The organism is Asanoa sp. NPDC049573, assembly GCF_040676615.1.
In the GTDB taxonomy this organism is placed as follows: domain Bacteria; phylum Actinomycetota; class Actinomycetes; order Mycobacteriales; family Micromonosporaceae; genus Asanoa.
The window spans coordinates 248,446-268,183 of sequence record NZ_JBFAPI010000003.1; the positions used below are offsets into that span (position 1 = coordinate 248,446).

The 19,738-nt window shown below is 70.0% G+C and carries 28 protein-coding genes; 26 read left to right on the plus strand and 2 right to left on the minus strand.

Annotated features, from left to right (window positions below):
• The first annotated feature begins 8 nt into the window (after positions 1 to 8).
• The 14 genes from rplN to AB0J74_RS08175 all read left to right on the plus strand — a co-directional run bounded on the left by rplN (position 9) and on the right by AB0J74_RS08175 (position 9,350).
• On the plus strand, positions 9 to 377 hold the full coding sequence (gene rplN / locus AB0J74_RS08110; RefSeq protein WP_116067066.1) for a 50S ribosomal protein L14: 369 nt from the start codon (positions 9 to 11) through the stop codon (positions 375 to 377).
• A 2-nt stretch (positions 378 to 379) separates the two neighbouring features.
• On the plus strand, positions 380 to 694 hold the full coding sequence (gene rplX, locus AB0J74_RS08115) for a 50S ribosomal protein L24 (protein WP_116067065.1): 315 nt from the start codon (positions 380 to 382) through the stop codon (positions 692 to 694).
• A complete protein-coding gene (gene rplE / locus AB0J74_RS08120; protein WP_363445914.1) occupies positions 694 to 1,257 on the plus strand; it encodes a 50S ribosomal protein L5 in 564 nt (187 codons plus the stop codon). Before rplX ends, rplE begins: the two co-directional genes overlap by 1 nt.
• Positions 1,258 to 1,261: 4 nt before the next feature.
• Positions 1,262 to 1,447 carry a type Z 30S ribosomal protein S14 gene (locus AB0J74_RS08125; RefSeq protein ID WP_033342853.1) on the plus strand — a complete coding sequence of 62 codons (186 nt, stop codon included), beginning with the start codon at positions 1,262 to 1,264 and terminating at the stop codon, positions 1,445 to 1,447.
• Positions 1,448 to 1,520: 73 nt separating this feature from the next.
• Positions 1,521 to 1,928 carry a 30S ribosomal protein S8 gene (gene rpsH, locus AB0J74_RS08130; RefSeq protein WP_363445916.1) on the plus strand — a complete coding sequence of 136 codons (408 nt, stop codon included), beginning with the start codon at positions 1,521 to 1,523 and terminating at the stop codon, positions 1,926 to 1,928.
• 17 nt (positions 1,929 to 1,945) lie between these two features.
• Positions 1,946 to 2,485 (plus strand): 50S ribosomal protein L6, encoded by a 540-nt coding sequence (rplF, locus tag AB0J74_RS08135; protein WP_363445918.1) that lies wholly within the window; start codon positions 1,946 to 1,948, stop codon positions 2,483 to 2,485.
• Positions 2,482 to 2,871: a 50S ribosomal protein L18 gene (gene rplR / locus AB0J74_RS08140; RefSeq protein WP_363445920.1), complete on the plus strand. Its 390-nt coding sequence runs from the start codon at positions 2,482 to 2,484 to the stop codon at positions 2,869 to 2,871. Before rplF ends, rplR begins: the two co-directional genes overlap by 4 nt.
• 31 nt (positions 2,872 to 2,902) lie before the next feature.
• Positions 2,903 to 3,517 (plus strand): 30S ribosomal protein S5, encoded by a 615-nt coding sequence (gene rpsE / locus AB0J74_RS08145; RefSeq protein ID WP_363445921.1) that lies wholly within the window; start codon positions 2,903 to 2,905, stop codon positions 3,515 to 3,517.
• The gene (gene rpmD / locus AB0J74_RS08150; protein WP_116067060.1) at positions 3,517 to 3,699 is read left to right on the plus strand and encodes a 50S ribosomal protein L30; all 183 of its coding nucleotides are present in this window, start codon (positions 3,517 to 3,519) and stop codon (positions 3,697 to 3,699) included. Before rpsE ends, rpmD begins: the two co-directional genes overlap by 1 nt.
• The gene (gene rplO / locus AB0J74_RS08155; RefSeq protein WP_363445923.1) at positions 3,699 to 4,142 is read left to right on the plus strand and encodes a 50S ribosomal protein L15; all 444 of its coding nucleotides are present in this window, start codon (positions 3,699 to 3,701) and stop codon (positions 4,140 to 4,142) included. Before rpmD ends, rplO begins: the two co-directional genes overlap by 1 nt.
• Before the next feature lie 223 nt (positions 4,143 to 4,365).
• On the plus strand, positions 4,366 to 5,697 hold the full coding sequence (secY, locus tag AB0J74_RS08160; RefSeq protein ID WP_363445925.1) for a preprotein translocase subunit SecY: 1,332 nt from the start codon (positions 4,366 to 4,368) through the stop codon (positions 5,695 to 5,697).
• The gene (locus AB0J74_RS08165; RefSeq protein WP_116067057.1) at positions 5,697 to 6,350 is read left to right on the plus strand and encodes an adenylate kinase; all 654 of its coding nucleotides are present in this window, start codon (positions 5,697 to 5,699) and stop codon (positions 6,348 to 6,350) included. Before secY ends, AB0J74_RS08165 begins: the two co-directional genes overlap by 1 nt.
• A gap of 67 nt (positions 6,351 to 6,417) precedes the next feature.
• Positions 6,418 to 7,272, plus strand: a complete 855-nt coding sequence (gene map / locus AB0J74_RS08170) for a type I methionyl aminopeptidase (RefSeq protein ID WP_363445927.1) — start codon at positions 6,418 to 6,420, stop codon at positions 7,270 to 7,272.
• A gap of 179 nt (positions 7,273 to 7,451) precedes the next feature.
• Complete coding sequence (locus AB0J74_RS08175) at positions 7,452 to 9,350, plus strand: prolyl oligopeptidase family serine peptidase (protein ID WP_363445929.1); 1,899 nt, start codon at positions 7,452 to 7,454, stop codon at positions 9,348 to 9,350.
• Here AB0J74_RS08175 and AB0J74_RS08180 read toward each other — a convergent pair.
• On the minus strand, positions 9,335 to 10,111 hold the full coding sequence (locus AB0J74_RS08180) for a class I SAM-dependent methyltransferase (RefSeq protein ID WP_363445931.1): 777 nt from the start codon (positions 10,109 to 10,111) through the stop codon (positions 9,335 to 9,337). The two genes, AB0J74_RS08175 and AB0J74_RS08180, sit on opposite strands and share 16 nt — an antisense overlap.
• Positions 10,112 to 10,154: 43 nt before the next feature.
• Between AB0J74_RS08180 and AB0J74_RS08185 the strand changes: the two genes are divergently transcribed.
• The 9 genes from AB0J74_RS08185 to truA all read left to right on the plus strand — a co-directional run bounded on the left by AB0J74_RS08185 (position 10,155) and on the right by truA (position 15,506).
• Positions 10,155 to 10,694 carry a DUF1707 domain-containing protein gene (locus AB0J74_RS08185; RefSeq protein WP_363445932.1) on the plus strand — a complete coding sequence of 180 codons (540 nt, stop codon included), beginning with the start codon at positions 10,155 to 10,157 and terminating at the stop codon, positions 10,692 to 10,694.
• Between the two features lie 201 nt (positions 10,695 to 10,895).
• Complete coding sequence (gene infA / locus AB0J74_RS08190; protein ID WP_007073013.1) at positions 10,896 to 11,117, plus strand: translation initiation factor IF-1; 222 nt, start codon at positions 10,896 to 10,898, stop codon at positions 11,115 to 11,117.
• 103 nt (positions 11,118 to 11,220) lie between these two features.
• Positions 11,221 to 11,334: a 50S ribosomal protein L36 gene (gene rpmJ, locus AB0J74_RS08195; RefSeq protein ID WP_023358216.1), complete on the plus strand. Its 114-nt coding sequence runs from the start codon at positions 11,221 to 11,223 to the stop codon at positions 11,332 to 11,334.
• 159 nt (positions 11,335 to 11,493) lie between these two features.
• Positions 11,494 to 11,874 carry a 30S ribosomal protein S13 gene (gene rpsM, locus AB0J74_RS08200; protein ID WP_363445934.1) on the plus strand — a complete coding sequence of 127 codons (381 nt, stop codon included), beginning with the start codon at positions 11,494 to 11,496 and terminating at the stop codon, positions 11,872 to 11,874.
• A 19-nt stretch (positions 11,875 to 11,893) separates the two neighbouring features.
• The gene (gene rpsK, locus AB0J74_RS08205; protein WP_030329919.1) at positions 11,894 to 12,301 is read left to right on the plus strand and encodes a 30S ribosomal protein S11; all 408 of its coding nucleotides are present in this window, start codon (positions 11,894 to 11,896) and stop codon (positions 12,299 to 12,301) included.
• A 14-nt stretch (positions 12,302 to 12,315) separates the two neighbouring features.
• The gene (gene rpsD, locus AB0J74_RS08210) at positions 12,316 to 12,942 is read left to right on the plus strand and encodes a 30S ribosomal protein S4 (RefSeq protein WP_363445936.1); all 627 of its coding nucleotides are present in this window, start codon (positions 12,316 to 12,318) and stop codon (positions 12,940 to 12,942) included.
• A 98-nt stretch (positions 12,943 to 13,040) separates the two neighbouring features.
• Positions 13,041 to 14,063, plus strand: coding sequence for a DNA-directed RNA polymerase subunit alpha (locus tag AB0J74_RS08215; RefSeq protein ID WP_116067052.1), 1,023 nt, complete (start codon positions 13,041 to 13,043; stop codon positions 14,061 to 14,063).
• 32 nt (positions 14,064 to 14,095) lie between these two features.
• A complete protein-coding gene (gene rplQ / locus AB0J74_RS08220; protein ID WP_363445938.1) occupies positions 14,096 to 14,623 on the plus strand; it encodes a 50S ribosomal protein L17 in 528 nt (175 codons plus the stop codon).
• Between the two features lie 16 nt (positions 14,624 to 14,639).
• Positions 14,640 to 15,506: a tRNA pseudouridine(38-40) synthase TruA gene (truA, locus tag AB0J74_RS08225; RefSeq protein ID WP_363445940.1), complete on the plus strand. Its 867-nt coding sequence runs from the start codon at positions 14,640 to 14,642 to the stop codon at positions 15,504 to 15,506.
• Positions 15,507 to 15,511: 5 nt separating this feature from the next.
• Here truA and AB0J74_RS08230 read toward each other — a convergent pair whose 3' ends face one another.
• The gene (locus AB0J74_RS08230; RefSeq protein ID WP_363445942.1) at positions 15,512 to 16,261 is read right to left on the minus strand and encodes a hypothetical protein; all 750 of its coding nucleotides are present in this window, start codon (positions 16,259 to 16,261) and stop codon (positions 15,512 to 15,514) included.
• A 111-nt stretch (positions 16,262 to 16,372) separates the two neighbouring features.
• Here AB0J74_RS08230 and AB0J74_RS08235 point away from each other — a divergent pair, with 111 nt between their 5' ends.
• From AB0J74_RS08235 to AB0J74_RS08245, 3 genes are read left to right on the plus strand one after another with little or no spacing between them, the layout of a single operon-like run.
• Positions 16,373 to 16,975: a methyltransferase gene (locus tag AB0J74_RS08235; protein ID WP_363445943.1), complete on the plus strand. Its 603-nt coding sequence runs from the start codon at positions 16,373 to 16,375 to the stop codon at positions 16,973 to 16,975.
• Positions 16,976 to 17,012: 37 nt separating this feature from the next.
• Positions 17,013 to 18,692 carry an ATP-binding cassette domain-containing protein gene (locus tag AB0J74_RS08240; protein ID WP_363445944.1) on the plus strand — a complete coding sequence of 560 codons (1,680 nt, stop codon included), beginning with the start codon at positions 17,013 to 17,015 and terminating at the stop codon, positions 18,690 to 18,692.
• Positions 18,693 to 18,711: 19 nt separating this feature from the next.
• Positions 18,712 to 19,725 (plus strand): lysylphosphatidylglycerol synthase transmembrane domain-containing protein, encoded by a 1,014-nt coding sequence (locus AB0J74_RS08245; RefSeq protein ID WP_363445945.1) that lies wholly within the window; start codon positions 18,712 to 18,714, stop codon positions 19,723 to 19,725.
• Positions 19,726 to 19,738 lie beyond the last annotated feature (13 nt).

Below are 19,738 nucleotides of genomic sequence, written 5' to 3' on the forward strand. Positions count from 1 at the left end.
AGATAGACGTGATTCAGCAAGAGTCGCGACTGCGTGTCGCCGACAACACGGGTGCGCGGGAGATCCTGTGCATCCGGGTCCTCGGTGGCTCGGGTCGGCGCTACGCGGGCATCGGCGACGTGATTGTCGCCACCGTCAAGGACGCCATCCCCGGCGCCGGTGTGAAGAAGGGTGACGTCGTCAAGGCGGTCATCGTTCGCACCGCGAAGGAGAAGCGGCGCCCGGACGGTTCTTACATCCGCTTCGACGAGAACGCCGCCGTCATCATCAAGGATGGCGGCGACCCCCGCGGCACCCGTATCTTCGGCCCGGTCGGCCGGGAACTGCGTGACAAGCGGTTCATGAAGATCATTTCTTTGGCACCGGAGGTGCTCTAGCCATGAAGGTGAAGAAGGGCGACACGGTCGTCGTCATCGCCGGCAAGGACAAGGGCGCCAAGGGCAAGGTCATCTCGGCCCTGCCGCGCCAGGACAAGGTCATTGTCGAGGGCGTCAACCGGGTCAAGAAGCACGAACGCATCCGCACGACCCAGCGCGGCGCCAAGACGGGCGGCATCGTCACGCAGGAGGCACCGATTCACGTCTCGAACGTGATGGTCGTGGACTCCGACGGCAAGCCGACCCGCGTCGGCTACCGCGTCGGCGACGACGGCATCAAGGTGCGCATCGCACGCAGCACCGGTAAGGAACTCTGATGACCACGACAGCCACCACGCTGCCGCGCCTGAAGCAGCGCTACCGCGACGAGGTTGTTGGGCAGCTGCGCGAGCAGTTCAACTACGGCAACCCGATGCAGACGCCGGGCCTCGTCAAGATCGTCGTCAACATGGGCGTCGGCGAGGCGGCCCGGGACGCGAAGCTGATCGACGGTGCGGTGCGCGACCTGGCCACCATCACCGGCCAGAAGCCGCAGGTCCGCCGGGCGACCAAGTCCATCGCGCAGTTCAAGCTGCGCGAGGGCATGCCGATCGGCGCGAAGGTGACGCTGCGCGGCGACCGGATGTGGGAGTTCCTCGACCGGCTGCTGTCGATCGCCCTCCCGCGTATCCGCGACTTCCGCGGCCTCGACGCCCGCAAGCTCGACGGCAACGGCAACTACACGTTCGGGCTGACCGAGCAGTCGGTGTTCCACGAGATCGACCAGGACCGGATCGACCGCGTGCGGGGCATGGACATCACGGTGGTCACGACCGCGACGACTGACGACGAGGGCCGGGCGCTGCTCAAGCTCCTGGGCTTCCCGTTCAAGGAGAACTGAGCACATGGCTAAGAAGGCGCTGATCCTCAAGGCTGCCGCGAAGCCGAAGTTCGCGGTTCGCGCATACACCCGTTGCCAGCGCTGCGGGCGTCCCAAGGCGGTCTACCGCAAGTTCGGTCTGTGCCGGGTCTGCATCCGGGAGATGGCTCACCGCGGTGAGCTCCCCGGTGTGTCGAAGGCCTCGTGGTAACCCACCACCCGAAATACCGCTTCGCCGCAGGCCCCGGGCGGGGAACCACGGCGAGAAAGGTTGACGAGAACTCATGACGATGACCGACCCGATCGCAGACATGCTCACCCGTCTGCGCAACGCCAACCAGGCCTACCACGACCGGGTGACGATGCCCTACTCGAAGATCAAGGCGAACATCGCCGAGGTCCTCAAGAGCGAGGGCTACATCGCCACCTGGTCGGTCGAGGAGCCCGCCGAGGGCGTCGTCGGCAAGCGACTGGTCGTCGAGCTCAAATACGGCCAGAACCGCGAGCGGAGCCTGGCCGGGATCAAGCGCGTCTCCAAGCCCGGTCTGCGGGTTTACGCCAAGTCGGACGGGCTCCCGCGGGTGCTCGGCGGTTTGGGCGTGGCGATCATTTCAACGTCCCAGGGGCTGCTGACCGACCGGCAGGCCCGCAAGCGGAGCGTGGGCGGGGAAGTCCTCGCCTTCGTCTGGTAACCGGGGAGTTTGTAGAAATGTCGCGAATTGGACGTAAGACGATCCCGGTGCCGACGGGCGTCGACATCACGATCAACGGCCAGACCGTTCAGGTGAAGGGCCCGAAGGGTCAGCTCAGCCACACGCTGGCCGAGCCGATCACCATCGAGCGCGCCGAGAACGAGCTCGTGGTCAAGCGCCCCAACGACGAGCGCAAGGCCAAGGAGCTGCACGGCCTCTCGCGTACGCTGGTGGCGAACATGGTCGTCGGGGTGACCGACGGTTACCGCAAGACGCTCGAGATCGCCGGCACCGGCTACCGGGTGACCGCCAAGGGCAAGGACCTCGAGTTCGCGCTCGGCTTCTCGCACCCGGTCGTGGTTCCGGCGCCGGACGGCATCACCTTCACGGTGGAGCGCCCGACGCTGTTCCACATCGCCGGCATCGACAAGCAGCAGGTCGGTGAGGTGGCCGCCAACATCCGGAAGATCCGTCCGCCGGAGCCCTACAAGGGCAAGGGCGTCCGCTACCAGGGCGAGGTCATCCGCCGCAAGGCCGGAAAGGCAGGTAAGAAGTGACCGCCACGCTACTCAAGCGCCGTCGCGGCGTCGCCGCGAAGCGGGCCGTCGGCCGGGCGCGTCGGCACTTCCGGGTCCGCAAGAACCTGGTGGGTACGGCCGAGCGTCCGCGCCTGGTCGTCAGCCGGTCGCTGCGGCACATCAACGCCCAGATCGTCGACGATGCCAAGGGTCACACCCTGGCGTCGGCTTCGACCATGGACGCCTCGATCCGAGGCACCGACGGCGACAAGAGCGCGATGGCCGGCAAGGTCGGCGCGCTCCTCGCCGAGCGGGCCAAGGCCGCTGGCGTGTCGAAGGTCGTCTTCGACCGCGGTGGCAGCAAATATGCGGGTCGCATCGCCGCGTTGGCTGACGCCGCGCGCGAAGCCGGGCTCGAGTTCTGACCCCGTCACATCTGAGAAAGGAAGGCTGCTGATGCCAGGTCAACAGCGCCGTGGCGGCGGGTCCGGTGGCAACGAGGGTGGTCGCCGCGACAACCGCCGCGAGGGCGGCCGCGGAAACGCGCCCGTCGAGAAGACTCCGCACCTCGAGCGGGTCGTCGCGATCAACCGTGTCGCCAAGGTCGTCAAGGGTGGTCGGCGGTTCAGCTTCACCGCCCTGGTGATCGTCGGCGACGGCGACGGCACGGTCGGCGTCGGGTACGGCAAGGCCAAGGAGGTGCCCGCGGCGATCGCCAAGGGTGTCGAGGAGGCCAAGAAGCACTTCTTCAAGGTGCCCCGGATCGCGCAGTCGATCCCGCACCCGGTGCAGGGCGAAGACGCCGCTGGCGTGGTGCTGCTCAAGCCGGCCTCGGCCGGTACGGGTGTCATCGCCGGCGGGCCGGTCCGCGCCGTGCTGGAGTGCGCGGGCATCCACGACGTGCTCTCCAAGAGCCTCGGCTCGTCGAACCCGATCAACATCGTCCACGCGACCGTGGCGGCCCTCAAGGCCCTCGAGTCGCCGGAGGCGGTCGCCGCCCGCCGTGGCCTGCCGGTGGAAGACGTCGCGCCGGCCGCCATGCTGGCGAACCGGGCTGGGGTGAACGTCTGATGGCACGGCTCAAGGTCACTCAGGTCCGGTCCCACATCGGGTCGAAGCACAACCAGCGGGAGTCCCTGCGGTCGCTCGGCCTGAAGCGGATCAACGACGTGGTGGTCAAGGAGGACCGCCCCGAGATTCGGGGCATGATCTTCACCGTCAACCACCTCGTGAAGGTCGAGGAGGTCGAATAATGACGATCAAGGTCCACCACCTGCGTCCGGCCCCGGGCGCCAAGACCGACAAGACCCGGGTGGGTCGCGGTGAAGGCTCCAAGGGCAAGACCGCCGGTCGCGGCACGAAGGGCTCCAAGGCCCGCAAGAACGTCCCGGCGTCGTTCGAGGGTGGGCAGATGCCCATCCACATGCGGCTGCCGAAGATGAAGGGTTTCCGCAACCAGAACAAGGTCGTGTTCCAGGTCGTCAACCTGGACAAGCTGGCCGAACTGTTCCCCAACGGCGGCGAGGTCGGCCCGGCCGAACTCGTCGACGCGGGCGCGGTCCGCAAGGGCCAGCCGGTCAAGGTTCTGGGCAGCGGCGATCTGGGTGGCGTATCTCTCCGCATCGCGGCGCACGCGTTCAGTGCGACCGCGAAGGAGAAGATCGCCGCCGCTGGTGGCGCCACCACCGAGCTGTAGCGCTGGCAGGGGCGCGGTTCCAACGGTCAGCAGGCCGTAGGGGGCCGCGCCCTTCCAGCGTTGATCTGGAGCGGATATCGTTCCAGATGGATGGGTCCGGGCCAGCCGGTTCTGTTCATAGCCAGATAAGTTAGAGTCCGTTCCCGACAGGGTGTCGGGCCACTACCGACAGCCACCTCGAGCCGCCACGACCCCGACGGCCCGCCCGCGCAGGAGGAAGACGTTGCTCTCCGCATTTCTCAGTGCGTTCCGCACGCCTGACCTGCGCAAGAAACTGTTGTTCACGGTCCTGATCATCGCGGTCTACCGGTTGGGCGCCACCTTGCCCAGCCCGGGCGTTTCCTACGGAAACGTGCAGAAGTGCATGGACCTGATGCAGACCAACAACGCGGGTGGCGTTTTCAACCTGCTCAACCTGTTCTCCGGTGGCGCGCTGCTGTCGCTGTCGGTCTTCGCGCTGGGCATCATGCCCTACATCACAGCGTCGATCATCCTGCAGCTGCTGACCGTCGTGATCCCACGGCTGGAGCAGCTCCGCAAGGAGGGTCAAGCCGGTCAGGCGAAGATCACGCAATACACCCGCTACCTGACTCTGGGCCTCGGCATCCTCCAGGCCTCGGCGTTCGTCGCGCTGGCCCGCTCCGGGCAGCTGTTCAACAACATGTGCGACCAGTTCCCGATCGTGCCCGACGGCACCGGGCTGCCGAGCTGGATCACCCTCGTGTCGCTGGTCATCACGATGACCGCCGGCACCGGCGTGGTCATGTGGCTGGGCGAGCTGATCACCGACCGCGGCGTCGGCAACGGCATGTCGGTCCTGATCTTCACCTCGATCATGGCCCGCCTCCCCAGCGAGGGATGGCAGATCAAGATCGCTCAGGGCTGGTGGAAGTTCTTCCTGGTCATCGCCTTGGTGCTGCTGATCATCTTCTTCGTGGTCTTCATCGAACAGGCCCAGCGCCGGATTCCGGTGCAATACGCGAAGCGAATGATCGGGCGCCGGATGTACGGCGGCACGTCCACCTACATACCGCTCAAGGTCAACCAGGCCGGCGTCATCCCCGTGATCTTCGCGTCGTCCCTGCTCTACCTGCCGGCCCTGCTGTTGCAGTTCTACGACCGCAACAACCTCAACAACTGGCAGGCGTGGATCCAGAACAACCTGGTCACGCCGACCAGCTGGGTCTACATCACCCTTTACTTCCTGCTGATCATCTTCTTCACCTACTTCTACGTGTCGATCACGTTCAACCCGACCGAGGTTGCCGACAACATGAAGAAGTACGGTGGGTTCGTGCCCGGCATCCGGCCGGGCAAGCCGACCGCTGAATACCTCGACTTCATCCTGAGCCGGATCACCCTTCCCGGCGCCCTCTACCTGGGAATCATCTCGATCCTGCCGAGCTTCTTCTTCATCTGGCTCGACCGTCAGCAATACATGAACTTCCCGTTCGGCGGCACGGCAGTGCTGATCATGGTCGGCGTCGGGCTGGAGACGGTTAAGCAGATCGAGAGCCAGCTCATGCAGCGGAACTACGAAGGGTTCCTCCGCTAGTGCGAATTGTTCTCGTGGGTCCTCCGGGCGCGGGAAAGGGGACGCAGGCCGAGTTCATCGCCGCGCACCTGGCCGTGCCCAAGATCTCGACCGGGGACATCTTCCGCGCCAACGTTTCCCAGGGCACCCCGCTGGGCGTCGAGGCCCGGCGTTACATGGACGCCGGCAAGCTGGTGCCCGACGAGGTCACCATCAACATGGTGCGCGAGCGGCTCGCGGAGCCCGACGCCGGCGAGGGCTTCCTGCTCGACGGCTTCCCGCGCACCACGCCGCAGGCGGCCGCGCTCGACAAGCTGCTGGCCGACCTGGGCACCGCGCTCGACCTGGTGATGGAACTCGTGGTCGACGACGACGAGGTGATCCGGCGGCTGTCCGGCCGCCGGACCTGCCGGGGCTGCGGCAAGATCTGGCACGTCGAGTTCGACGCGACGTCGCGCGAGGGCATCTGCGACCGCTGCGGTTCGGAGCTGTTCCAGCGCGACGACGACAAGGCCGAGACGATCGCCAAGCGGCTGGTCGAATACTCCGAGAAGACCGCGCCGCTGGTCGACTACTACGGCGCGCAGGGCAAGCTGGTCGGCATCGACGCGACCGGACCCGTGGAAGATGTCACGGTCCGGGCGATCGACGCGCTCCGCTCCTACGGCGGATGACCGGAAGGGGTGGCGATGCGACAGCATCGCGACGGCTGAGGACTCTTCGCATGGGTAGTCTCGATTGATGCGCCGACACCAGCTGAACGTTCAGCTGAAGACTCCTGAGCAGATCGACCTGATGCGCCGGGCCGGCCTGGTCGTGGCCAACGCCCTGGCCGCGATGCGCGCCGCCGTGGCGCCGGGCGTGACCACCGCCGACCTCGACGCGATCGGCGAGGGCATCATCCGCGACGCCGGCGGCGTCCCGTCGTTCAAGGGCTACCACGGCTACCCCGGGTCGATCTGCTCGTCGGTCAACGAGCAGATCGTGCACGCCATCCCGTCACCGAGGCAGGTCCTCGAGACCGGCGACCTGATCTCCATCGACTGCGGCGCGGTCCTCGACGGCTGGCACGGCGACGCGGCCATCACCGTCCCCGTCGGCGACGTCGACCCCAAGCTGCTCCGGATGGCCGAGGTGGCCGAAGACGCCATGTGGGCCGGCATCGCCACGGCGGCCCGTGGCACGATCTCCGGCCGGGGCCGGCTGACCGACATCGGCCACGCGGTGGAGACCGCGGTCCGTGCCGGCGGCCGCTACGGCATCGTCGACGGCTACGGCGGCCACGGCATCGGCACCGAGATGCACCAGGACCCGCACGTGCTCAACCACGGCCGCCCGGGCCGCGGCATCAAGCTCGTGCCCGGGCTCTGCCTGGCCATCGAGCCGATGATCACGATGGGCTCGCCGCGCACGGTCGAACTCGACGACGGCTGGACGGTGATCACCCGCGACAACTCGGTCGCGGCACACGTCGAGCACTCGATCGCCCTGCTCGACGACGGCGCCTGGGTGCTGACCGCCGCCGACGGCGGCCGGGCCCGGCTGGGCGACCTGCTCACCGCCCGGGCCACGGCCTCGACCTCGGCACCGTCCTGACCGCCCCGGCCGCGGACTACCCGGCGGCCCGGGCCCGCACCCGCGGGTTCACCCTCGGCGCACCCAACCGCTTCCAGGTCCGCCGCGACGGGCAGCAGGTCCTGTTCACCCGCAGCCGGTCCGGTGTCGACCCGATCTCCTGCCTCTGGGCGCTCGACGTCGCCGGCTCCAAGGAGCGGTTGCTGCTCGACCCCCGCGACCTGGGGCTCGACGAGAGGGCCCTGCCGGCGGCCGAGATCCGGCGGCGCGAGCGGGCCCGCGAAGCCGGCGGCGGGGTCGCCGGTTATGCGACAGACGGCGACCAGGCCGTCGTCGCGCTCGCCCTCGGCGGCGAACTGGTCGTGGTCGAGCCGGAGACCGGCGCCGTCCGCACGCTCCCCACCGGCGGCGGCGTGGTCGACCCGCGCCCCGACCCGACCGGAGCGCTGGTCGGCTATGTCAGCGACGGCGCCCTGCACGTCATCGGGGTCGACGGCACCGGCCGGCGGACACTCGCCGCACCCGAGGCGCCGGAGGTCACCTACGGGCTGGCCGAGCACGTCGCGGGCGAGTCGATGCACCGCCTGCGCGGCTGGTGGTGGGCGCCCGACGGGCAGCGGTTGGTGACCGCCCGCGTCGACGAGAGTGGGGTGCGGGTCTGGTGGGTGGCGGACGTCGCCGATCCCGCCGCGCGGCCGGCCGCGCGGCGCTATCCGGAGGCCGGCACGGCCAACGCCGACGTCGGACTCGTCGTGCTCGGCCTGGACGGCAGCCGGGTCACGGTCGACTGGGACCGGGCCGGCTTCGAATACCTCACCGGCGTCACCTGGGACGGCACCGGCCTGACCATCGCGGTGCAGAACCGGGCCCAGACCTGCGTACGCGTGCTCCGGGTCGACCCCGGCACCGGCGCCTCCGAGGTCGAACACGAGCAGCGCGACGCGGCGTGGGTCTCGCTGGTGCCGGGCACCCCGGCCCGCACTGCCGGCGGCGCCCTGGTGTGGACCGCCGACATCGACGAGACCCGGCACCTGCTGGTCGGCGGCGAGCCGGTCACCCCGGCCGGGTTGCAGGTGGCCGCGGTGCTCGGCGTCGACGGCGACACCGTGTTGTTCAGCGCCACCACCGAGCCGGTCGAGCGGCACGTCTGGACCTGGTCGCCCGCCGGCCTGGCCCGGTCGACCACCCAAGGAGTCCACGATGGACACCTGGCCGGCGGCACCAGCGTGCTGGTGAGTCGCGGGCTCGACGATCCGGAAACCCGCGCGACAGTACGGGTCGGCGACGGGCCGCCGGCCGCCGTCCTCAGCCACGCCCACCGCCCGCCGGTCGCGCCGCGGGTCGACCTCTTCCACGCCGGCGCGCGGGCGCTGCGTACCGCCGTGCTGCTGCCGACCGGCCACCGCCCCGGCGACGGCCCGCTGCCGGTGCTGCTCGACCCCTACGGCGGTCCGGCCGCACAGCGGGTGCTCGCCGCGCAGTCGGCCTACGTCACCTCGCAGTGGTTCGCCGACCAGGGCTTCGCCGTGGTGGTCGTCGACGGCCGCGGCACGCCGGGTCGCGGGCCGCGGTGGGAGCGGCTGGTGCATCTCGACTTCGGCGCCGCGGCGCTGGAAGACCAGATCGCGGGTCTGGCGGCCGCCGCCGAGCGGCACACCGACCTCGACCTGGCCCGGGTCGCCATGCGCGGCTGGTCCTACGGCGGTTATCTGGCCGCCCGGGCGGTGTTGCAGCGGCCCGACGTCTTCCACGCGGCCGTCGCCGGTGCGCCGGTCACCGACCAATGGCTGTACGACACCCACTGGCAGGAGCGGTTCCTCGGGCACCCCGACGACAACGCCGACATCTACGAGCGCGACTCGCTGCTGCGCTACGCGCCCGACCTGCGCCGCCCGCTGTTGCTGGTGCACGGGCTGCGCGACGACAACGTGCACGCGGCACACACGCTGAAGCTCTCCGCGGCGCTGCTGGCCGCCGGCCGGCCGCACAACGTGCTGCCGGTCCCGACCGGCAGCCACATGGTGGGCGGTGACGTCGCCGCCCACCTGCTGGTCGCCGAACGCGACTTCCTGCGCGCCGCGCTTCAGCCGCAGACGTAGGCGACCGCCCCGCTGGTCACCGGGAAGCTGCCCGTCGCCTCGATCCGCGCCGCGACCCGGCGCTCGAACTCGGCCAGCACCTCGGCGCGGCACTCGTCGGGCACGGCCAGACCGGTGGCCGGGATGCTCTCGACATAGCCCCGCATCGCGGCGGCCGAGGTGACCCGCGCGACCCAGCCCAGATCGTGCTTGGCGACGTCGTCGAACACGGTCGGCAGCAGCGCGCCGGCGCGGTCGCTGCGGAACCGCTGACCATCCCAGGCCATGGTGACCGGGTGGCCCAGGAGGTCGGTCGTGACCTTCGCGAGCAACGCGTCGACCTCGTGCGTGTGCCACGGTGTGTTGACGGTGATGACCGCGAGGCCGCCGGGTGCCGTGATGCGCCGCAGTTCCGCCACCGCCAACGGGATGTCCGGGACGTGGTAGAGCATGTGCGGGGCGAGGGTGAGCCCGGCGGTGGCGGTGCCCACGGGAAGGAACTGCGCGTCCGCGACGGCCGTCGGCGCGCCCGACGCGGCGGCGGCGGTGGCCGCCATGCCGGGCGACAGGTCCAGGCCCAGCAGCGGTCCCCGGTGCCCCCGCCGGCGCAACTCGGCCAGGTAGTTGCCGTTTCCGCAGCCCACGTCCACGACGGGCGCCGTCTCCGGAACGCTGACCAGATCCAGCACCCGGCGGAAGAACGGAGCGCCGGCACCGTACGCCCAGATGCTCTGCCGGGTCCGTAGATTCCGGTCTGTTTCGTAATTACCGGAGACATTCATGACCCCGCACGGTAGCGGGCCGACATGAGGCATCCTCAGGAGTATGGACCGGCGTCAGATGCGGGCGGGTGACGCGGAGCGGCAGCACGTGGCCGACCAACTTCGCACGGCCCTCGAACTGGGCCGCCTCGACCTCACCGAATACGACGAACGGCTGAGCCGGACGTACGCGGCGAAAACGTTCGGCGACCTCGACGGGCTCCTCGACGACCTCCCGGACACCAAGCCACCCACCGCCGGCGCGCAACTCATGATTCCCGTGCGCAACGACGCCCTGGTGCCAGGCCCGGACGGGCGGTTCCCCAACGCCACCGCGCGCTGGCTCTCGCACACCTGGGACAGCTATTTCGCCACGGTCACGATCGTCGTGGCCATCTGGGCGGTCATCTGCCTGATGACGGCGCAGTGGCTCTACTTCTGGCCGGCCTGGGTCGCCGGTCCGTGGGGCGCGGTGTTGCTGATCTCGACCATCGGCGGGCTGGCCAGCGGCGAGCCGCAGAAGTGGGCGGCCGACCAGGCCCGACAGGAACAGCGGAAACGGAACAAACAGGCGGCTGAAGACGCTGAAAACGAAGACGACTGACCGCGGGCGCACACGGGTCGGCGCCGGTTTGGCGTCGATGCGTACCCCCGCGTAGTATGGTCCTTCGGCGCACAGCGTCCGCTCTGTCATGCCCGCCACGCGCTTCGGCGGTCGACAGGGCCCGCGGCTGGCCTGGGTGATCCCTCGCCCGGGAGATTCTGTGCACCGACCCGGAACACCGACGTCAGGACAGCGGAGGATATGCCGAAAAAAGACGGGGCCATCGAGATCGAGGGTCGGGTCATCGAGCCATTGCCGAATGCCATGTTCAGGGTTGAGCTCGCCAACGGCCACAAGGTACTGGCTCACATCAGCGGCAAGATGCGGCAGCACTACATCCGCATCCTGCCCGAAGACCGGGTCGTGGTGGAGCTCTCGCCTTACGACCTCACCCGTGGGCGCATCGTCTACCGCTACAAGTAACAAATCCTGACTGACGGCTCCGGGGCGATCAGTCCCCGTCCGTGACGACGGTCCGGCATGCCATGCGGCGCCGCCGGGCGTTGATGGGAAGTAAAGGCAAACCGTGAAGGTCAAGCCGAGCGTCAAGCGAATCTGCAACAAGTGCCGCGTCATCCGCCGGCACGGCCGGGTCATGGTCATCTGTGACGACCCGCGCCACAAGCAGCGCCAGGGCTGAGTCCCGGGCGGCATCGCCGCACAAGTGAACAAGCTCGTCCCAGCCGCGGGAGCAAGGCGATCTCGTGGCACACCCCTGGTCGGAGGCCAGGGCCCGCGCGGGCACGCGGGGCGGGGATGGGCACAGACCTCCGCGAACACACGAGGAGTACGCCCGCACATGGCACGTCTAGCCGGCGTCGACCTCCCGCGCGACAAGCGCATGGAGATCGCGCTCACCTACATCTACGGGGTCGGTCGGACCCGCGCCAAGGAAGCCCTTGGCGCTACCGGCGTTTCCCTGGACAAGCGTGCAAAGGACCTCACGGACGAGGAGCTGGTCCAGCTCCGCGACTACATCGAGGCCAACTTCAAGGTTGAGGGCGACCTGCGCCGCGAGGTCGCCGCTGACATCCGCCGCAAGGTCGAGATCGGCGCCTACCAGGGCATCCGGCACCGCCGCGGTCTGCCCGTCCGCGGGCAGCGCACGCGCACCAACGCGCGCACCCGTAAGGGCCCGAAGCGGACCGTCGCCGGCAAGAAGAAGCCCGGCAAGAAGTAATTAGGAGCGCAGAAGACTTATGCCACCGAAGGCTCGTGCCGGGGCCGCTGTAAAGAAGGTCCGGCGCAAGGAACGCAAGAACGTCGCCCACGGGCAGGCGCACATCAAGAGCACCTTCAACAACACCATCGTGTCGATCACCGACCCGACCGGTGCGGTCATCTCCTGGGCCTCCGCGGGCCAGGTCGGGTTCAAGGGCTCCCGCAAGTCGACTCCGTTCGCCGCGCAGCTCGCCGCCGAGGCCGCCGCGCGTCGGGCGATGGAGCACGGCATGCGCAAGGTCGATGTCTTCGTCAAGGGTCCCGGTTCCGGCCGGGAGACCGCGATCCGTTCGCTGCAGGCCGTGGGCCTCGAGGTCGGCCAGATCGCCGACGTCACCCCGCAGCCGCACAACGGTTGCCGTCCTCCGAAGCGTCGTCGGGTCTGAGAGGTTAGAGAGAGATGGCTCGCTACACAGGTGCTGACTGCCGCCGTTGCCGGCGGGAGAAGATGAAGCTGTTCCTCAAGGGCAGCAAGTGCGACGGTCCGAAGTGCCCGTTCGAGTCCCGGCCTTTCCCGCCCGGGCAGCACGGCCGCGGCCGGACCAAGGAGACCGAGTACCTGCTCCAGCTTCGTGAGAAGCAGAAGGCCCGCCGGGTTTACGGCGTGCTGGAGAAGCAGTTCCGCGGTTACTACGAGGAAGCCGTCTCGAAGAAGGGCAAGACCGGTGAGGTCCTGCTCCAGATCCTCGAGTCGCGCCTCGACAACGTGGTCTACCGGGCTGGCCTGGCCAAGTCCCGCGACCACGCGCGCCAGCTTGTCAAGCACGGCCACTTCGTGGTCAACGGCAAGAAGGTCGACATCCCGTCCTACCGCGTCAAGGAGCACGACATCGTGCAGGTGCGGGAGAAGTCGCAAGACCTCACCCCGTTCATCGTGGCGCAGGCCGAGGCCGGCTCGAAGACCGTTCCGGCGTGGCTCGAGGCCATCCCCACCCAGCACAAGGTGCTGGTGCACACCCTCCCGGCCCGCCAGGTGATCGACACCCAGGTCCAGGAGCAGCTGATCGTCGAGCTCTACTCCAAGTAGGGCTCGAGAACCCCGCGCCGCGGCGACGCGGCGCGGGGTCGCACCATCACAAGGCGACCGTCAAATAGTGGGCGGTCCCGAACGAAGGAAGAAACGAAGTGCTCATCACCCAGCGGCCGACTCTCTCCGAGGAGTCGATCAGCGAGACCCGTTCCCGGTTCACCATCGAGCCGCTCGAGCCCGGCTTCGGCTACACGCTCGGCAACTCGCTGCGCCGGACCCTGCTCAGCTCGATCCCGGGCGCGGCCGTCACCAGCATCAAGGTCGACGGCGTGCTGCACGAGTTCACCACCATCCCGGGCGTCAAGGAAGACGTCGTCGAGCTGGTCATGAACGTCAAGGAGCTGTGCGTCAGCTCCGAGCACGACGAGCCGGTCAGCATGTACCTGCGCAAGCAGGGCCCCGGCGACGTCACCGCGGGCGACATCCAGCCTCCGGCTGGCGTCTCGGTGCACAACGCCGACCTGAAGCTGGCGACGCTCAACAGCAAGGGCCGGCTCGACATGGAGCTGACCGTTGAGCGGGGTCGCGGCTACGTGACCGCGAACCAGAACAAGAGCGCGGGTGCCGAGATCGGCCGGATTCCGGTCGACTCGATCTACTCGCCGGTGCTGAAGGTCACCTACAAGGTCGAGGCGACCCGTGTCGAGCAGCGCACCGACTTCGACCGGCTGATCATCGACGTCGAGACCAAGGCGTCGATCGGCCCGCGCACCGCCCTCGCGTCCGCCGGCTCCACCCTGGTCGAACTCTTCGGCCTGGCCCGCGAGCTCGACGAGACCGCCGAGGGCATCGACATCGGCCCGTCGCCGCAGGACGCGCAGCTCGCTGCCGACCTGGCGCTGCCGATCGAGGAGCTGGACCTGACCGTCCGTTCCTACAACTGCCTCAAGCGCGAGGGCATCAACACCGTCGGTGAGCTCATCGGGCGCACAGAGGCCGACCTCCTCGATATAAGGAATTTCGGTCAGAAGTCGATCGACGAGGTCAAGATGAAGCTCGCCGGCATGGGTCTGGGCCTGAAGGACTCGGCGCCCAACTTCGACCCCGCGCACGTCGTGGACTCCTTCGGCGAGGTTGACTACGACACCGACGACTACCGCGAGACCGAGCAGCTCTGACACCCCGCTGCGACACCTGAGGAGCACCAACGATGCCCACGCCCACCAAGGGCCCCCGCCTCGGCGGTAGCCCGGCGCACGAACGGCTGCTGCTGGCCAACCTGGCCACCGCGCTGTTCCGTCACGGGAAGATCACCACGACGGAGACGAAGGCCAAGCGCCTGCGTCCGCTCGCCGAGCAGCTGATCACCAAGGCCAAGCGCGGTGACCTGCACGCCCGGCGCCGGGTGCTGACCGTCGTCCGGGACAAGGACGTGGTCTTCGCCCTGTTCGACGAGATCGCCCCGCGCTACGCCAGCCGCAACGGTGGCTACACGCGGATCATCAAGACCGTTCCCCGCAAGGGCGACAACGCTCCGATGGCGATCATCGAGCTGGTCGAGGAGCTGGTCGAGGCTCCGGCCGCGCCGGCCAAGAAGGCGGCCCGCAAGGCCGCCGCGCAGCGGGACAAGGTCGAGGCGCTCACCCGCGAGGAGGAGCCCCCGGCCGCCACGTCGACGTCGGCACCGGTCGAGACCTCCGCTCCGGATGAGGCCGACGCCAAGGACGACGACAACTAAGCAGCACCGCACGACGATGAAGGCGCCCTTCGCGGGGCGCCTTCTTCGTCTCATCAGGGGGTACGACGTGCGCGCGCGACTGGACATCGCCTACGACGGCACTTCGTTCTCGGGCTGGGCCGTGCAGCCGGGGCGGCGTACCGTCGCGGGCTCCTTGCTGTCGGTCCTGGAGCAGGTGCTCGGCGCTGACGTCGCCACCGGGCTCACGGTGGCCGGCCGCACCGACGCCGGCGTGCACGCGACCGGCCAGGTGGCGCACGTCGACCTGCCCGACCCGGTCTGGGCCGCGACCGGCCCGACGCTGCTGCGCCGGTTGGCCGGCCTGCTGCCCGGCGACGTGCGGGTGACGTCGCTGACCTCGGTGCCGGCCGAGTTCGACGCCCGCTTCTCGGCGCTGTTCCGCCGCTACACCTACCGGGTCACCGACGCGCCCTGGGGCGCCGACCCGCTGCGCCGGCTGGACACCCTCGCCTGGCCGCGCACGCTGTCGCTGGAGGCGCTCAACGAGGCCGCCGCGGGGCTGCACGGCGAGCACGACTTCGCGGCCTTCTGCAAGCGCAAGGAGAACGCGACGACGGTACGCGAGGTGACCCGGCTCGACTGGGTGCGCGACCCGTCCGGCGTGCTGGTGGCGACGGTGCAGGCCGACGCGTTCTGCCAGGCGATGGTGCGCAGCCTGGTGGGCGCGATGCTGGTCGCCGGCGACGGCCGCCGAGCCACGTCGTGGCCGGCCGAGCAGCTCAACCTGCGCTCGCGCAGCAGCGCGGTGACGGTCGCGCCGCCGCACGGGCTGACGCTGGTCGAGGTCGGCTATCCCGGTGAGGCGGGTGCGCTGGCCGCCCGGGCCGCCGCGACCCGTCGCCTCCGGGCCCCGGCCGGCTAGTTCGGCTAGCAGGGGCCGCCCAGGCAGCCGGCGGCGCGGCGGTCCAGGACGCGGGTGTGCAGATACTGCTCGATCAGGTCCGACAGGATCACGCGGGCGTCCGGGTCCTGCGGGTAGATCTTGCCGCCGTCGCTGCGCGCGATCACCGCGTACGCCAGGAAATGGCCGCGGACGTGCCAGCCGAGCTGGGTGTTCTCGGTGGCCAGCGCGCCCGTGCCGGTGCCCGCGGGCAGGCCGCGTAGCCGGCCGGTGCCGGCGTCGAGCAACGTGCGGATCCCGCCGTGCACGGTCTGCGCGCCGGTCGCGTCGGCCAGGTTGAGCAGGCCCGCGGTGACCACGTAGAAGCCGTCGGGGGAGCGCAGCGTCGCGCGGACCACCTGGTTGCAGCCGGCCGTCTCGAGCAGCGCGACGACGGTGCCCGCGGCCGCCACCGCGCACCGGTCGAGCGCCTGCACCCGCAGCACCGGGTAGGCGTTGCCGTCCGGCCCGGCGACCACCACCGGACCCGGGAAGACCTCGGTCGCGCTGAGCGGGCGGGGGTCGTCGGTCCGCGAGGCCAGTTCGCGCAGCACGATCGCGGCCGCCGGCTGCTCGGCCACCGCGACACCGGTCGGGTCCTCGGCCGCCACCAGATAGGTGCCGTAGCCGCAGAGCGCCAGCACCACGAACGCGGTCAGCGCGCAGGCCGGGCGCCAGCGGCGGGATGGTCGCCAGTCCGGAGACCGCCAGATCGCGAGCGCGCGCCGCAGTAGCACGCCGGCCACGCTAGGCCCTGCGCGGCGCCGCGGGCCCGAATCCGGGCGGTGCCCTTCGAAAGGGTGGCGCCCGTTCGAGTGACCGCGCTGTGGTGGGCGACAATGCGGGGCGTGACCGGGGACCACTACTTCACCGCCGAGCCGTCCGCGGCTACCGCCGGCGCCGAGCGCATCGTCGAGTTCGCCGCGGGGGGCCACGAGTTCGCCCTGCGCGCCGCCGGCGGGGTGTTCTCCGCCGACCGGCTCGACCCGGGCACCGGCGTGCTGTTGCGCAAGGCTCCGCTGCCCGCCGCCGCCTCGGTGGGCACGCTGCTGGACCTCGGGTGTGGCTACGGCCCGATCGCCGCCGTGCTGGCCACGGTGGCGCCGCGGGCGACCGTCTACGCGGTCGACGTCAATGCGCGGGCGCGGGCGCTGGCGGCGGCCAACACGGCCGCGCTCGGGGTCCGGGTGTGCGCGCCCGACGACGTCGCCGAGGCGGTGCGGTTCGACGAGATCTGGTCGAACCCGCCGATCCGGATCGGCAAGACCGAGCTGCACGCGTTGCTCGGTCGTTGGCTGCCCCGGCTGTCGGCCGACGGCGTGGCCTGGCTGGTGGCGGGGCGGCATCTGGGCGGCGACTCGCTGCACCGGTGGCTGGTCGACGAGGGGTGGCAGGTCGAGCGGCACGCCAGCCAGAAGGGCTTCCGGGTGCTCCGGATCGCCAGGAATTGACGCGACGGCGGGGGTCTCCCTCGGGCACCATTCGTGCGTGGGTTACATCGATGTGGCGGGCGTGGCGCATGTCCTGCCGGACGGCCGTGAGCTGTTCGCCGACGTCTCGTTCCGGGTCGGCGAGGGCGCCAAGGTCGCGCTCGTGGGCCCCAACGGAGCCGGCAAGACCACGCTGCTGCGGATGGTCGCCGGCGACCTGCCGGTGCGCACCGGGGTGATCGCCCGGTTCGGCGGGCTCGGCGTGATGCGCCAGTTCATCGGCATGGTCGGCGACGAGACCACGCTGCAGCAACTGGTGCTCTCGCTGGCCGCCCCGGCGCTGCGGGCCGCGGGCGAGCGGCTGACCGCCGCCGAGGCGGCGATGCACACCGCGGAAGTCCGCGGCAAATACAGCACCGCGGCCGGCAGGGCACAGGTGGCCTACGCCGAGGCGCTCGCGGCCTGGGGCGAGACCGGCGGCTACGACGCCGAGGTGCTGTTCGACACCGTCACCACGATCGTGCTCGGCAAGACCTGGGAAGAGTCGAAGCACCGGCCGGTGCGTACGCTCTCCGGCGGTCAGCAGAAGCGGGTCGCGCTCGAGTTGCTCCTGCGCAGCGGCGACGAGGTGCTGCTGCTCGACGAGCCCGACAACTTCCTCGACGTGCCCGGCAAGCGCTGGCTGGAGGCGCGGCTGCGCGAGTCGAGCAAGTCGGTGCTTTACGTCTCGCACGACCGCGAACTGCTCGCGCAGACCGCCGACCGGGTGGTCGCGGTCGAGGGCGGCAGCGCCTGGACCCACCCGGGCGGCTTCGCGTCGTGGCACGAGGCCCGGGTGGCCCGCCACGAGAAGCTCGAGGAAGACGGGCGGCGCTGGGAGGAAGAGCATCAGAAGCTGCGCGAGCTGATGCTGATGTACAAGAACAAGGCCGCCTACAACTCCGACATGGCGTCGCGCTACCGCGCGGCGCAGACCCGGCTGCGCAAGTTCGAAGAGGCCGGGCCGCCCCCGACGCCGCCCCGCGACCAGGACATCCGGATGCGGCTGGCCGGCGGTCGCACCGGCAAGCGGGCGGTGATCTGCGAGGCGCTGGAGATGGACGGGCTGACCTACCCGTTCGACCTAGAGCTCTGGTACGGCGACCGACTGGCCGTGCTCGGCGCCAACGGCACCGGCAAGTCGCATTTCCTGCGACTGTTGGCCCGCGGCGGCACCGACCCCGACCCGGCCAACCTGCCGGTCGACGGCGGCGAGAAGCTGGCGCCGGTGGCGCACAACGGGGTCGCGCGGCTCGGCGCCCGGGTCCGGCCCGGGCATTTCTCGCAGACCCACGACCGGCCCGAGCTGATGGCGCGCACCCTTGTGGAGATCCTCTGGCGCGGTGACGAGCACCGGGCCGGGATGGACCGGCACCAGGCGATGAAGGTGCTCAACCGCTACGACCTGGCGGGGCAGGGCGACCAGAAGTTCGGCACGCTTTCCGGCGGCCAGCAGGCGCGCTTCCTGGTCGTGCTCCTGGAGCTTTCGGGTTGCACGCTCCTGCTCCTCGACGAGCCGACCGACAACCTCGACCTGGCCTCGGCCGAGGCGCTGGAGGAGGGCCTGGCGGCGTTCGAGGGCACGGTCATCGCGGTCACCCACGACCGCTGGTTCACCAGGTCGTTCGACCGGTTCATCCGGTTCGCCGGGGACGGCGAGGTGACCGAGACACCGGAGCCGGTCTGGGGTGATGAGTGAGGGTGGGTATCGTGCTCGTGTGTCAGCTCCCGCGTCGCCCCCGGTGAAAAAGCGCAAGTCGGTGCTGCGCCGGGTCGCCGAGATCGTCATCACCGTGGCGTTCGTCGGTTATGTGGCCTGGTCGGTGAGCAAGCGCTGGTCCGAGGTGCAGGGCGTGATCGGCGACCTCTCGGTGTCGGCCATCGCGCTCTCGCTGGTCGGTTCGCTGGCCGCGGTCTGGTGCTCGTTCCTTGGCTGGCGGGTGCTGCTCGCCGACTTCGGCAGCCACGTGCCGCTGACCGGCGCGATGCGCATCTTCTTCGTCGGCCAGCTCGGCAAATACCTGCCCGGCAAGGTCTGGCCGGTGCTGACCCAGATGCGGCTCGGCAAGGCCTACCAGGTGCCCGGCCGGTCGTCGGCCGCCGCCGTGCTGATCACCATGTTCATCACGCTCGGCACCGGCCTGCTGCTCACCGCGGTGGTGCTGCCGCTGCTCGGCGGGCAGGCCTGGCACAACTACTGGTGGACCTTGTTCACCGTGCCGATCGCGGTCGTGGTGCTGCTGCCGCCGGTGCTCAACCGGCTGCTGGCGCTGGCCATGCGGCTGGCCCGCCGGGAGGCGATGCCCAAGCCGCTGTCGGCCAAGGGCATCGGGCTCGCCGTCTTCTGGGCGATCGCGACCTGGTTCTGCTACGGCGCACACCTGTGGGCGCTGCTGCTCGACTTCGGCGCCGGCGGTTCCGACCTGATCGTCCGGTCGATCGCCGCGTTCGCCGGCGCCTGGTCGATCGGCTTCCTCCTGGCGATCGCCCCGGCCGGTCTCGGCCCCCGCGAGACGGCGCTGGTGGTGCTGCTCGCCGGCTCGGTGAGCGAGCCGGTGGCGCTGGTCGCCGCGCTGGTCTCCCGGCTGCTGATGACCGTCGCCGACCTGGCCTGGCCGGCGATCGCGCTGCTCACCGACCGCAAGCGCAAGCGGCCGATCATCAACGCACCCGACATCGACACGGTGCCCGACCCGGCACCGGCCGCATCGACCGCGGTCGCGAGCGAATAGCGCCAGGGCCTGC

Coding starts and splice junctions, on each gene's coding strand:
- rplX (WP_116067065.1), top strand. CDS start 380: ATGAAGGTGAAGAAGGGCGACACGGTCGTCGTCATCGCCGGCAAGGAC.
- rplE (WP_363445914.1), top strand. CDS start 694: ATGACCACGACAGCCACCACGCTGCCGCGCCTGAAGCAGCGCTACCGC.
- AB0J74_RS08125 (WP_033342853.1), top strand. CDS start 1,262: ATGGCTAAGAAGGCGCTGATCCTCAAGGCTGCCGCGAAGCCGAAGTTC.
- rpsH (WP_363445916.1), top strand. CDS start 1,521: ATGACGATGACCGACCCGATCGCAGACATGCTCACCCGTCTGCGCAAC.
- rplF (WP_363445918.1), top strand. CDS start 1,946: ATGTCGCGAATTGGACGTAAGACGATCCCGGTGCCGACGGGCGTCGAC.
- rpsE (WP_363445921.1), top strand. CDS start 2,903: ATGCCAGGTCAACAGCGCCGTGGCGGCGGGTCCGGTGGCAACGAGGGT.
- rpmD (WP_116067060.1), top strand. CDS start 3,517: ATGGCACGGCTCAAGGTCACTCAGGTCCGGTCCCACATCGGGTCGAAG.
- rplO (WP_363445923.1), top strand. CDS start 3,699: ATGACGATCAAGGTCCACCACCTGCGTCCGGCCCCGGGCGCCAAGACC.
- map (WP_363445927.1), top strand. CDS start 6,418: ATGCGCCGACACCAGCTGAACGTTCAGCTGAAGACTCCTGAGCAGATC.
- AB0J74_RS08180 (WP_363445931.1), bottom strand. CDS start 10,111: ATGAATGTCTCCGGTAATTACGAAACAGACCGGAATCTACGGACCCGG.
- AB0J74_RS08185 (WP_363445932.1), top strand. CDS start 10,155: ATGGACCGGCGTCAGATGCGGGCGGGTGACGCGGAGCGGCAGCACGTG.
- infA (WP_007073013.1), top strand. CDS start 10,896: ATGCCGAAAAAAGACGGGGCCATCGAGATCGAGGGTCGGGTCATCGAG.
- rpsM (WP_363445934.1), top strand. CDS start 11,494: ATGGCACGTCTAGCCGGCGTCGACCTCCCGCGCGACAAGCGCATGGAG.
- rpsK (WP_030329919.1), top strand. CDS start 11,894: ATGCCACCGAAGGCTCGTGCCGGGGCCGCTGTAAAGAAGGTCCGGCGC.
- rpsD (WP_363445936.1), top strand. CDS start 12,316: ATGGCTCGCTACACAGGTGCTGACTGCCGCCGTTGCCGGCGGGAGAAG.
- rplQ (WP_363445938.1), top strand. CDS start 14,096: ATGCCCACGCCCACCAAGGGCCCCCGCCTCGGCGGTAGCCCGGCGCAC.
- truA (WP_363445940.1), top strand. CDS start 14,640: ATGAAGGCGCCCTTCGCGGGGCGCCTTCTTCGTCTCATCAGGGGGTAC.